The organism is Lentzea californiensis (assembly GCF_024648825.1).
In the GTDB taxonomy this organism is placed as follows: domain Bacteria; phylum Actinomycetota; class Actinomycetes; order Mycobacteriales; family Pseudonocardiaceae; genus Lentzea; species Lentzea californiensis.
In genome coordinates this window covers 224,342-235,562 of sequence record NZ_JANBBE010000003.1, presented here as the reverse complement: position 1 = coordinate 235,562, position 11,221 = coordinate 224,342, and the positions used below count along the sequence as shown (strand labels likewise).

The window sequence follows — 11,221 nt, the reverse complement described above, 5'->3', positions numbered from 1 at the left end:
TAGCGCTACATAAGCTACTATAGCGACCATGCAGAACGCACGGGATCGGCTCCTGCTCGCCGCGGCGGAAATGCTCGACGGCGGCGGCACGGTGTCCACGAGGGCGGTGTGCGAACGCGCCGGGGTGCAGGCACCGACGCTGTACCACCACTTCGGCAGCAAGCAGGGCCTGATCGACGCCGTGCTGAACCACGGCTTCACCCAGTACACCGCGGTCGAGAGCTCCGGCGACCCGCTCGGCGACCTGCGCGAGGGCTGGGACCGGCACGTGCGGTTCGGGCTGGAGCACCCGTCGTTCTACGGGCTGCTCTACGGCCGCGCCGAGCCCGGAAAACCTTGTGCCGTCACCGCTCCCGCGCACGCCGCACTACGCGAACGGTTCACCGAGGCCGCCACCCGAGGGCTGCTGAAGGTCCCCGCGGACGACGCGGCCGAGCAGGTGCTCGCCGCGAACGTCGGCGTCACACTGACCCTGATCAGCCGGCCGGAGCCGGACTTCGCGCTGTCCGAACGCGTCCGCGAGGCCGCGCTGGCGGGGGTGCTGCGCACCGCCACCGAGTCTCCGACCGACCGGGCCAGCACCGCGCTCACGCTCCGCGCGCTGGTCGCCGACGATCCCGGCGACCTCACTCCAGGAGAACGCGCGCTGCTCGGTGAGCTCCTGGACCGCCTGGCCCGCTAGAGCACCCGGTGTTCCTCCGACCAGGGCACGAGCTTTCGCTCGGCCCAGGTCAACAGGTAGAACAGAGCCACACTGATGACCGCGAGCAACGCCATCGCCGCGAACGCCAGTGAGGTGTCGGCACTGCCGCCGGACACGGTGATCACGTAGCCCAGTCCGGCATCGGCGCCCACGAACTCACCGATCACCGCCCCGATGACCGCCAAAGTGATCGAGACCTTCAGGCCGACGAAGATCTGCGGCAACGCGTGCCACAGGCGCAGCTTGAAGAACTCGTGCGTGCGCGTCGCGTCGAGCGACCGGAACAGCTCGACGAGTTCACCGGGAGTCGACTTCATGCCGGACGCGGTCGAGATGACGATCGGGAAGATGCACACGAGCACCACCATCAGCACCTTCGACGAGATGCCGAATCCGAACCACACCACCACGATCGGCGCGATGGCGACCTTCGGCACGGCGTTGAGCGCGACCAGCAGCGGGTAGAACATCCGCTCCAGCACGCTCGACCCGACGATCAGCAACGCGAGCGGCACACCGATCACAATGGACAGTGCGAAGCCGGACACGGCCTCCCACAACGTGATCAGCGTCTGCTCCAGCAGGTAGCCGGGCAGCTCCAGGAACGACACGACGACGTCGGCCGGTGACGGAACGAGCAGCGGCTCGATCCCGAACACGATCGTCGCGAGCCACCACAGCCCGATGATCGCCAGCAGTCCCAGCACCGGCAGCGCGGCCCTCATGCGGTCGCCAGGAGCCCGCGCAGCTCGCGGCTCACCTCGTCCAGCTCGACCTGGCCGAGCGCGCGCGGACGAGGCAGATCGACCTCGACGACCCGGTGGATCCGGCCGGGCCGCGGGCTGAGCACCACGATCCGGTCGGCGAGCAGCACGGCCTCGTCGATCGAGTGCGTCACGAACACGACGGCGCGCGGCCGGGCGAGCTGAACCCGTTGCAGCTCTTCGGAGAGCTCGGTGCGGGTGATCGCGTCCAGCGCGGAGAACGGCTCGTCCACCAGCATCACCCGCGGGCTCTGGATCAGCGACCGGCACAGCGACACCCGCTGCTGCATGCCACCGGACAGCTCGTGCGGCAGCCGTTTCTCGAACCCGCCGAGCCCGGCCAGCTCCAGCAGCTCGTGCGCGCGGTCCCGCTGGTCGCCCAGACCGAGGACCTCGGCCGGCAGCAGGACGTTGGCCAGCACCGTCCGCCACGGCAGCAACGCCGGTCGCTGGAACATGACCGACACGTCCCCGCGCGGCCTGGTGACCGGCGAACCGGCCACCAGGATCTCGCCCGCGGACGGGCTGAGCAGCCCGGCGACGAGCCGCAGCAACGTCGACTTGCCGCAGCCCGACCGCCCGATCACCGCGACGAACTCGTGCTCGCCCACCTCCAGGTCGATGCCGTCGAGCGCGTGCACGCCGCCGAAGGAGTGCGAGACTCCGCTGATCGTGATCACTTGGGCGAGATCCCGAAGGACACGAGGTCGTCGGGCTTCAAGGATCCTTCCGGGATCGCACCGGCCTCGACGAGCGTACCGATGATCTTCGCGACCCGCGCGCCGGTCACCCCGCCCACCCTGCCGCTGTAGTCCGGCGGCTTGACGTACGGCGCCATCAGCCCGACCTCGGCACTGGCCACGTCCGCGTCCTGGATCGGCTGGTACTCCTTGAGAATCGGACCGACCTCGTCCGGGTGCTCGATCGAGTACTCCAGGCCCTTGAGCAGCGCACCCATGAACGTGCGCGCCAGCTCGGGCTTGTTCTGCACGACGTCCTTGGACGCCACGAGCGCGTTGCCGTAGAGGTCGGGAACCAGGTCGCCGTACGGCAACACCACCGCCTTCCTGCCCTTGGCCGCGGCCTCGATCAACGGCTTGCCGACCACGAACTGGCCGATCCCGTCGACCTGCCCCGCCGCCAGCAGCTGCGGCAACGCGGGCGGGGCGGACGGCACGAACTGGACCTTCGCCGGATCGATGCCCGCCGCCTTCGCGTAGACCGGGAACATCACCTGGTTCGTCGACCCCGGCTGGTCACCGATCTTCTTCCCGGCCAGGTCGGCGGGCTTCGAGATGCCATTGCCCTCCAGCGCGACGATCGCCGCCAGCGACCGCTGCTGGATCGCCGCCATCACGGTGACCGGCAGCTTCTCCTTGGCCGTGGTGATCGCTGTGGCGGTGAAGTCGGCGACACCGAAGTCGGCGCGACCAGCCGCGACCAGCTTCAGGACGTCGACGCTGCCGGTGCCCGGCGTGATCGTGACGTCGAGGCCCGCCTGGTCGAAGTACCCCTTCTCCTTCGCCACGTACACGTACGCGTCACGCCCGAACGTGCCGAACGACGTCAGGTAGCTGACCTTCTGCAGAGCTTTCTGCCCGGCAGGCGCCGCACAGGCCGTGACGGCCAGCAGAACGGCGAACAGCGCTGAAAACGCTTTCCTCATGTTCCCTCCCCCGAAGGCACCCTCATGGTCGAACATAGAGGCCGGGGAGGACAGATGACCACGTCCGATAGTCCGGTGGCCGTGATCGGCGCGGGTCCGATCGGGCTGATCACCGCGCTCGGCCTGGTCGCGCACGGCGTCCCGGTCGTCGTCTTCGAGTCCGGGGCCGCACTGTCGGCCGAGACCAGGGCGGGCACGATCCTGACGCGCACGCTGGAGGTGCTGGACCGGTACGACGCGCTGGGGCCGGTGCTGGAGGCATCGCTGCGGCTCGACGAGATCGGCGAGGTGGACCGGGCGACCGGGACGTCGACCGGGAGCGTGCTCACCTCCGCGCTGGCCGGCGAGACGCGGTTCCCGTTCGTCGTCAACGTTCCGCAGCACGAACTGGAGCCGGTGCTCGCCGCCGTCCTGGAAGAGCGCGCGCCCGGAACGTTGCGAATGGGACACCGGCTGGTGGACTTCGCACAGCACGAGGACGGCGCGACACTGCGGCTGTCCACTCCGGACGGGCTCGTCGAGTTCGCGGCCGCGTACGTGCTGGGCTGCGACGGCGGACGGTCGACCGTGCGGGAACGGCTCGGCGTCGAGGTCGGCGGGCACACCCTCGAGCAGCGGTACGTGCTGGTCGACCTGGTGTGCGACCTGGACGTCGCCCATCCGCGCGACTACCCGTACCTGGCCTACTTCGGCGACCGCGAGGAGTGGATGGTCCTCGTGCGGCAGCCGCACTGCTGGCGGTTCGTGTTCCCGCTGGCGCCCGGCCGCGACGAGCCGGCACCGGACGAGCTGCGGGACAAGGCGCGGCACTTCATCGGTGACGTCGACTCGCTGGAAGTGCTGGGCAGCAACGTCTACACGGTGCACCACCGCGTCGCGACGTCGTGGCGGGACCGCCGGGCGTTCCTGCTGGGCGACGCGGCGCACCTGATCACGCCGATGTGGGCGCTGGGCCTGAACACCGGCGTGCTCGACGCGTCCAACCTGCCGTGGCGACTGGCGTGGGTCCTGCGCGGGTGGGCTTCGGAGGCTTTGCTGGACGGGTACGAAGCCGAGCAGAAACCGGTGGCCGTGCACGGTTCGGGCGCTCTGGCGGAGGCGGCGCGCGCCGTGATGGACCGGCGCTCGGACTCGGTCGCGGGGTGGCGCGACGCGATGACGCGGACGTTGCTCGGCGTGCGGCTGGGCGCGGACTGGCCGATGACGCGCACCGGGCCGCTCCAGGTCGGCGACCGAGCCCCGGACCTGCGGATCTTCGGTCTGCGCGGCCCGGTCCACCTGCACGAGCTGTGCCGTGACTCGTTCGTCGCGCTGCACCTCACCGACGCGCGCCGCCGGCCGTTCCTCCCCGCGGACGGGCCCGCCGGTCTGCGGCAGGTGGTCGTGAGCCGGTGGGACGCGCCGCACGACTCCGGCCTGCGTTCGCGGGCCTACTTCGATCCCGGCGACACGGTGCGCGAACGCTTCGGCGACGTCGTGGTCCTGCTGAGGCCGGACGCGCACATCGCCCACGTCGAACCGTGGACCGCCGCTTCGTGGCAGTCGGTCCAGGAGCGCTATCTGCAGGAGGTGCGCCTTGCGGGGTGACGTCGTGATCTCGCCGTCCGGTGAGGAGATCGTGCTCGTCGACGTCGGCCGTCGCGTGCTGCACGACGATCCGCTGGTCAGGGTGTGGGAGGTGACGCTCGAACCGGGCGAGACCCACCCGTGGCACCTGCACCACAACCCGTACGTCGTGCTCAGCATCGACGGCTCGGAAGGCCGGATGGACTGGCTCGACGGCAGCGAACCGCGGTTCATCTCCGAGCACCGCGGCGGTTTCGTCTACCGGCCCGTGTCGCCCGTGCACCGGCTCACGAACATCGGCACGACCTTCTACCGCAACCGGCTGGTCGAGCTGAAGGACCTCGGCGAGAACCTGCCGGAGCCGTTGGACGTGCGGCCCGGCGACGTCGACGTGCGCACGGTCACCGACGTGACCCTGGACCTGGAGGGGCCGCACGTTCTCGCCGCGTTGGACGATGAGGACGTGCGGCTCCACCCAGGGGGACCGTGCCGGCTCGACGGCGAGTGGTTCGTCGTCGAACTGGCCTACTTGGCCAGGTAAGGCTCGATGTCCTCCGCCTCGGCGACCCGCCGCACCTCGACCGACATCTCCTCGACGCCCGCGAAGCAGGTGATGTACTCCTGCGCGACGGCCGTGGCCTCGGCGAGGTCCTTCGCGCCGATCAGCAGGAACCCGCCGACGACCTCCTTGGCCTCGGCGAACGGCCCGTCGATCGACTTGATCGCCGCACCGCGCCTGCGCACCACCGCGCCCTCCTGCTGCACTCCCTCGGCGCCGAGCATGACGCCGTCCGCCGTCAGCTTCTCGGCGAACGCGTTCATCCGCTCGATGAGCTCAGGACCTGGCTCCCACGAGGCCGGGTCGTCCAGCGGGACTCGGTGCATGAGCATGAACCGCATGTTTCTCTCCTCGTTGTCGACTAGTGGTGTGGCTCGGAAGGTTGCCGGGGGAATTCGCGGTCAGACGGGTGCATCGTGGTGTCGCCCCCACGTCCTCGTACTGGATGTACGGGGGCGTGGGGGCGGCACCGCGAGGTGCCCTGCTGAGCGTGGATTACCTCGCCAACGTTCCGAGTCGCGCCACTAACAGCGTGCGCTGCCACCCCTGCGTCGATCGGCGTCACGGAGCTTTCGACATTTTCGCCATGATGGCCCGGTGAGACTTTCGCGGCCGGTCGTCCCCCTGCTCGGCATGTGGCTGTTGGGCAACCTCTACGAGCAGGTCGTGTGGAACCCGCAGCTGCTGGCGGACCCGCGGCCCGGCTCGCTCGTGGGCGTGTTCGCCGCGGGCAGCCCGATCTACCACTACCTGCCGTGGGCGCCGCTGGCGGTGGTCCTGACGGTCGTCACGCGTGCACCCAAGCCGGCGCTGGGCTGCCTCGCGGTCTCGGTCGCGATGAAGATCCTGCTGATCACGCAGGTCGACCCGGTGTTCCGCGACCCGTCCGTCTCCCGTGACGTCGTCCACGACAACGCCGTGCTCTGGGCGTTCGGCAACGGCGTCGTCATCATCGCGGTGGCGGCCACGATCCTGCTGGTCCAGCGAGCGCGGCACCGGGTCCGGTCCGGCACGTAGCGACGAGGTGGTCCGCGGTGCGCAGGACCAGGGCGGCCATCGTCAGCGACGGGTTGGACGTGCCGAGCGACGGCATGCTGCCGCACCCCACCGCGTACAGGTTCGGGTGGTCCCAGCAGCGTTGCCACTGGTCCACGACGGAGTCGCGCGGCGAGGCGCCCATGACGTGCGTGCCGCCGCCGTGCCCGGCGCCCCAGTACCGCAGCGGCTCCCCGTCGTGCTCGAAGTACCGTTCCTCGTCGGGCTTGTACGAGGTGTGGTCGTCGGCGCCGAGCATCTCGAAGATCCGGTCCGAGACCCGTTTGGCGGCCAGCAGGCCGTTCTTCACGTAGTCGGACAGTCCGTAGTGGATCGACGGGCGCGGATTGCCGAGCGGGTCGCGGCGCGCGTGGTCGAGCGTCACCCTGTTCGCGGGGTCGGCCTCCTGCTCGATCTCGAACTGGAGCGTGAACTGGCGGCCGACCCGGTCCGCCACCGCCTCCCGCAACGCCTTGCCGCGCAGCCCCGCCGCGACGAACTCCGCGGTGTCGGAGTCGGGGCTGCCGGCCGACCAGCCCCAGCCCCAGTTGCCGATCTCGATGCGGAACGGCGCTCGAGCGCCGCGTTCGGGACCGCTGCGGAACGCCTCGATGCCCGTCGTCGAGCCCGGTCCGCGGAACGGGCCGATCGCCTGCGGCATCAACGCCCACGTCAGCAGCGCGGGGTGGTCCATCAGGTTGCGGCCGACCTGGTCGCTGCTGTTCGCGAGCCCGGACATGAGCAGCAGCTTGGCGTTCTCGACGGCGTGCGCGGCGAGGACGACGACGTCCGCCTCTTCCTCGTGCCGCGTGTGCCTGCCGGACGTGTCGTCCTCATAGCGCTGGTAGCTGACCTTGGTGACGCGCCCGAACTCGTCGGCGTGCACCCGGTTCACCACGCAGCGCGTGCGCAGTTCGACGTTCGCGGACCACCGCTTCTGCGTCCGGAGCGGTGTGTACTTGGCGTTCTCCGGGCAGACTGGCACGCAGCTCGCGTAACCGGTGCACTGGTGGCCGTCCAGCCGATAGCCGTTCACCGGAACCCCGTTGCGCGCCTGCGGTGTGCCGACGACGAGCAGTTCGCGGCCATCGATGCTCGCACCGTCCACAACGGACGCGATGGCGTGGTCGAGATACGTGCGGGGCAAGGCGTGCATGGGATAGCGGTAGCCGTCCGCGACGGGCAGGTGCTGGCGTTGTTCGTCGGCGTCGGCCGCGATCCCGATCTCCCACTCCGCGGCGCGGTACGCGGGTTCCAGGTCGGCGTAGCTCAGGGGCCAGTCGCGGCCGCGCCCGCAGTCGGCGGCGTGGAAGTCGTCGGGGTGCATCCGGGGTGTGATCCCGGTCCAGGCGGTGCCGGTGCCGCCGTTCATCCGCAGGTACGGGCTCGAGTAGGCGAACGGCCCGGTGTTGATCAGGTAGTTGCTGGACGGCGCCGCTGCGGTCGTGCGATAGGGCTTCAGCGGTGACTTGACGAGCGCCGTGCGGAACCTGCCGACCGCGTCGTGGTTCACCTCCGCGCCCGCCTCCAGCACGAGCACGCGGAACCCGTTGTCGCCCAGCACCTTCGCAATGAGCGAGCCAGCGAACCCCGCGCCGACGACCACGGCCTTCACCGGGCGCTTCTAGCGGGTCTCTGCTCCCAGCTGCCGAAGCCGGGCGCCCTGGTCCCCGGCGCGGCGACGCCGGCGGCCTTCCACGCCAGGCCTTCGACGTAGGCGCGCTCGCCCGGGATCACCCCGCGCCAGACCCCGGTGTACCAGAGCTGGATGATCTCGTTCTCCGGCGCGCCGTCGGCCAGCGCGCGGTACTGCTCGACCAGTCCGGTCGACCTCAGCTCGTCCGCCGAGAACCCGGTCAGCTCAGCGGACAACTCCAGGAAGGCGTCCATGGCGCCATCCTGGGTGGAGGAACCCCCTGCACCAAACGATCCGGGCAAGGCTCACCCACGTGGCGCAACCTCCATCTCGCCGAGCAGCGACCAGTCGTCCTGATCCACCGACTGGCTGACGATGCGGGGCGTCTCCGCGAGGTGCTGAGGCAGTTCCTCCTGGGCGTTGCGGAAGTGCTCGGACTGCACGTGCGCGCCGCCGGCGTCACCGTCCCGGAACGCCTCGACCAGCACGTACTCGTTCGGGTCGTCGAGGCTGCGCGACCAGTCGAACCACAGGCATCCGGGCTCGGCGCGGGTCGCCTCGGTGAAGCTCCTGCTGATCTCGGGCCAGGCCTGCGCGTACTCGGGCAGGACGCGGAACTTGGCGGTGATGAAGATCAAGACGGCCTCCTTCTGGTGATCGCTCCCGAGCCTAGGACGGCTCGGTGACCGGGACCAGCGAGCCGTCCGGTCCGATCGTCGTTCGCTGCGGGCCGTGCTTGACCATCTCGGCCACCGCCGCGGTGCGGGCGGCGTCACGGTCAGGCTGGTCCGGACGGGTCACGCGGAAGCCGTGCAGCACGACGTCCGGCGGGCTCCGCCGTGAAGCCGAACATCTCCGACGCCACCGAGTCCGCGAGCTCGTACTGGCCGTGCGACTCGGCGTGGTGCGACCGGAGCAGCGTGCCGTCCGCGGCCCACTCGGCGAATGCCAGCCGTCCCGAACCGGAGTGCCGGGCGAACACCTTCAGCGGACGCTCCCCGCGTACTCCAGGACGTGCTCCGGCACGGGCACGGCCGCCAGCTCCTGATCGCACACGATCGTGGCATCCGGCAGCACCGCCACGTACGTGAACCCGTCGCCGGGGTAGATCTCGTCCGCCAGTTCACCGTCCGCGACCGGCGCGACCGCGCACCCCGGCCGCAACGCGCGGACCACCGCCTCCGCCGCCGAACGGTCCGGCACGCCGCCGCCTCGCAACGCCGCCCGCACGTCGCCGAACACCACCAGCGCGGCCTTGGCCCCCATCGTGTTCCTCCCCCTGCGAGCCGCCCCAACCTGCGCGATCATGCCCTGCGTGCCCGAGATGATCGACACCCGCAGGCGGAACCTGGTCGTCGCGGCCGTGCTGCTCGCCATGCTGCTGGCCGCTCTCGACCAGACCATCGTGTCCACCGCGCTGCCCACGATGGTGGCCGACCTGGGTGGCGGCGCGCACCTGTCGTGGGTGGTGACGTCCTACCTGCTCGCCGAGACGATCATGACCGTGCTGATCGGGAAGTTCGGCGACCTCTACGGGCGCAAGAAGACGTTCCTCGTCAGCGTCGCGCTGTTCCTGGTCGGGTCGTTCTTCGCCGGCTGGTCGGAGTCGATGACCACGCTCATCGCGTTCCGCGCGATCCAAGGCCTGGGCGCCGGCGGTCTGATGGTCACCTCGACGGCGATCATCGCGGACGTCGTGCCGTTGAAGGAACGCGGCAAGTTCCAGGGGCTGGCGGGCGCGGTGTTCGGCGTCGCGACGGTCGCCGGCCCGTTGCTCGGCGGACTGTTCGTCGACCACCTGAGCTGGCGCTGGGCGTTCTACGTGAACATCCCGCTCGGCATCGCGGTGGTGCTGGTGGCGATCGCCGCGCTGCCGGCCATCAGGACCGAAGGACGTCCGAAGATCGACTACGCCGGCATCGCGCTGATCGCACTGGCGGCGACCGGGCTGACGCTGGTCACGAGCTGGGGCGGCACCGAGTACGCGTGGACGTCGCCGGCGATCCTGTGGATGGCCGCGGGCTCGGTCGTGCTGCTGGTCGCGTTCGTGCTGGTGGAGCAACGCGCCGCCGAGCCGATGCTGCCCATGAGGTTGTTCCGCAGCAGGGTGTTCACGGTGTCGGGAATCCTGAGCTTCGTCGTCGGGTTCGCGATGCTCGGCGGCATCACCTACCTGCCGATCTACCTGCAGTACGTGCGCGGCGAGTCGGCCACGGCGTCAGGCCTGTGGATGCTGCCGCTGATCGCCGGGCTGATGGCCACGGCGCTGCTCACCGGCAACACGATCAGCCGCACCGGCAAGTACCGGATCTTCCCGTTGATCGGCTCGGTGGGGCTCACCATCGGCCTGTTCCTGCTGTCCCTCCTGGACGCGTCGACCAGCTACTGGGAGATGGGCGCGTTCATGATGGTGCTGGGCGCGGGCATCGGCCTGGTGATGCAGGTGCCGGTGATCGTCGTGCAGAGCACCACGAACTACACCGACCTCGGCGTCGCCACGTCCGGCATCAGCTTCCTGCGCACCATGGGCAGCTCGTTCGGCGTCGCGATCTTCGGCACGATCTACGCGAACAACCTGCCGAAGAACCTGGTGGTCCCCCAGGGCGTGGACCCGCGTGCCATCGCCAGCCCCGCCGCCGTCCACGCGCTGCCGGACGCGCTGAGGGCGCCGATCGTCGCCGGGTACGCCGAGACCGTGCAGATGATGTTCCTGATCGCGGCGCCGATCGGGCTCGTGGCCCTGGCCGTCGCGTTCTTCCTGCCGCAGGTGCAGCTGCGCGACACGTCCCGTGCCTCCGCGTCCGGCAACAGCGGCGTGGGCGAGAGCTTCGCCGCGCCGCCGTCGAACTCCTACGACGAGCTGCGCACACTGGTCTCCACCGTGGTGGCGAGGTCCGGCGAGGACCCCGGCCTGGCCGTGCTGCGCCGGTCCGGTGTCGACCTGCCGCTCGAACAGGCGTGGCTGCTCGGCCGCGTGTACCGGGCGTCGACGGACGACGGCGTGGCGACGCTCGACGAGATCGCCGACATGACGAAGGTGCCCGGCGGCATCTTCGAACCGACCGCGCAGGCCCTCGTGCGGTCAGGGCACCTGGCGTTCGGCGACGACGGCTACCGCTTCACCGACCGGGGCGCGGACGTGTTCGCCCAGCTCGTGCGAGCGTGGCGGCGCTGGCTGCTCGACCAGCTGCAGGACTGGCACGAGCCGGACCAGCTCGACTTCGCGCACGCGCTCGACTCGTTCACCGACGAGCTGATCGAGAGCGGCCGGCAGATGAGCCGGGTCTAGGGT

15 protein-coding genes are annotated in these 11,221 nt (G+C 70.2%); 5 read left to right on the top strand and 10 right to left on the bottom strand.

Annotation, left to right across the window (positions count from 1 at the left end; all coding sequences use genetic code 11):
- The first annotated feature begins 28 nt into the window (after positions 1-28).
- On the top strand, positions 29-682 hold the full coding sequence (locus LX88_RS15450; RefSeq protein WP_258948464.1) for a TetR/AcrR family transcriptional regulator: 654 nt from the start codon (positions 29-31) through the stop codon (positions 680-682).
- Here LX88_RS15450 and LX88_RS15445 read toward each other — a convergent pair.
- The 3 genes from LX88_RS15445 to LX88_RS15435 are packed head-to-tail and all read right to left on the bottom strand — an operon-like array spanning position 679 to position 3,133.
- Positions 679-1,428: an ABC transporter permease gene (locus LX88_RS15445; protein ID WP_258948463.1), complete on the bottom strand. Its 750-nt coding sequence runs from the start codon at positions 1,426-1,428 to the stop codon at positions 679-681. The two genes, LX88_RS15450 and LX88_RS15445, sit on opposite strands and share 4 nt — an antisense overlap.
- Entirely contained in the window at positions 1,425-2,147 is a 723-nt protein-coding gene (locus LX88_RS15440) for an ABC transporter ATP-binding protein (RefSeq protein ID WP_258948462.1), read from the bottom strand. The genes LX88_RS15445 and LX88_RS15440 overlap by 4 nt, the downstream gene beginning before the upstream one ends.
- On the bottom strand, positions 2,144-3,133 hold the full coding sequence (locus LX88_RS15435; protein WP_258948461.1) for an ABC transporter substrate-binding protein: 990 nt from the start codon (positions 3,131-3,133) through the stop codon (positions 2,144-2,146). The genes LX88_RS15440 and LX88_RS15435 overlap by 4 nt, the downstream gene beginning before the upstream one ends.
- Before the next feature lie 54 nt (positions 3,134-3,187).
- On the opposite strand from LX88_RS15435, the gene LX88_RS15430 reads away from it, so the two are divergent.
- Complete coding sequence (locus LX88_RS15430; protein ID WP_258948460.1) at positions 3,188-4,720, top strand: FAD-dependent monooxygenase; 1,533 nt, start codon at positions 3,188-3,190, stop codon at positions 4,718-4,720.
- Positions 4,710-5,240, top strand: a complete 531-nt coding sequence (locus LX88_RS15425; protein ID WP_258948459.1) for a cupredoxin domain-containing protein — start codon at positions 4,710-4,712, stop codon at positions 5,238-5,240. Before LX88_RS15430 ends, LX88_RS15425 begins: the two co-directional genes overlap by 11 nt.
- On the opposite strand, the gene LX88_RS15420 is transcribed toward LX88_RS15425, so the two are convergent.
- Entirely contained in the window at positions 5,225-5,599 is a 375-nt protein-coding gene (locus tag LX88_RS15420) for a YciI family protein (RefSeq protein WP_258948458.1), read from the bottom strand. The genes LX88_RS15425 and LX88_RS15420 overlap by 16 nt on opposite strands.
- A gap of 256 nt (positions 5,600-5,855) precedes the next feature.
- Here LX88_RS15420 and LX88_RS15415 point away from each other — a divergent pair, with 256 nt between their 5' ends.
- On the top strand, positions 5,856-6,275 hold the full coding sequence (locus LX88_RS15415; protein WP_258948457.1) for a hypothetical protein: 420 nt from the start codon (positions 5,856-5,858) through the stop codon (positions 6,273-6,275).
- Here LX88_RS15415 and LX88_RS15410 read toward each other — a convergent pair.
- The 6 genes from LX88_RS15410 to LX88_RS15385 are packed head-to-tail and all read right to left on the bottom strand — an operon-like array spanning position 6,208 to position 9,195.
- A complete protein-coding gene (locus LX88_RS15410; protein WP_258948456.1) occupies positions 6,208-7,908 on the bottom strand; it encodes a GMC family oxidoreductase in 1,701 nt (566 codons plus the stop codon). The two genes, LX88_RS15415 and LX88_RS15410, sit on opposite strands and share 68 nt — an antisense overlap.
- Positions 7,905-8,183, bottom strand: a complete 279-nt coding sequence (locus LX88_RS15405; protein WP_258948455.1) for a hypothetical protein — start codon at positions 8,181-8,183, stop codon at positions 7,905-7,907. Before LX88_RS15405 ends, LX88_RS15410 begins: the two co-directional genes overlap by 4 nt.
- Positions 8,184-8,234: 51 nt before the next feature.
- Positions 8,235-8,567, bottom strand: coding sequence for a putative quinol monooxygenase (locus LX88_RS15400; protein WP_258948454.1), 333 nt, complete (start codon positions 8,565-8,567; stop codon positions 8,235-8,237).
- 31 nt (positions 8,568-8,598) lie between these two features.
- Complete coding sequence (locus tag LX88_RS15395) at positions 8,599-8,730, bottom strand: hypothetical protein (RefSeq protein WP_258948453.1); 132 nt, start codon at positions 8,728-8,730, stop codon at positions 8,599-8,601.
- The gene (locus LX88_RS15390; protein WP_258948452.1) at positions 8,708-8,911 is read right to left on the bottom strand and encodes a hypothetical protein; all 204 of its coding nucleotides are present in this window, start codon (positions 8,909-8,911) and stop codon (positions 8,708-8,710) included. The genes LX88_RS15395 and LX88_RS15390 overlap by 23 nt, the downstream gene beginning before the upstream one ends.
- 2 nt (positions 8,912-8,913) lie before the next feature.
- Positions 8,914-9,195 (bottom strand): DUF6928 family protein, encoded by a 282-nt coding sequence (locus tag LX88_RS15385; protein WP_258948451.1) that lies wholly within the window; start codon positions 9,193-9,195, stop codon positions 8,914-8,916.
- Between the two features lie 58 nt (positions 9,196-9,253).
- On the opposite strand from LX88_RS15385, the gene LX88_RS15380 reads away from it, so the two are divergent.
- Positions 9,254-11,218 carry an MDR family MFS transporter gene (locus LX88_RS15380; protein ID WP_258948727.1) on the top strand — a complete coding sequence of 655 codons (1,965 nt, stop codon included), beginning with the start codon at positions 9,254-9,256 and terminating at the stop codon, positions 11,216-11,218.
- The last annotated feature ends 3 nt before the right edge of the window (positions 11,219-11,221 follow it).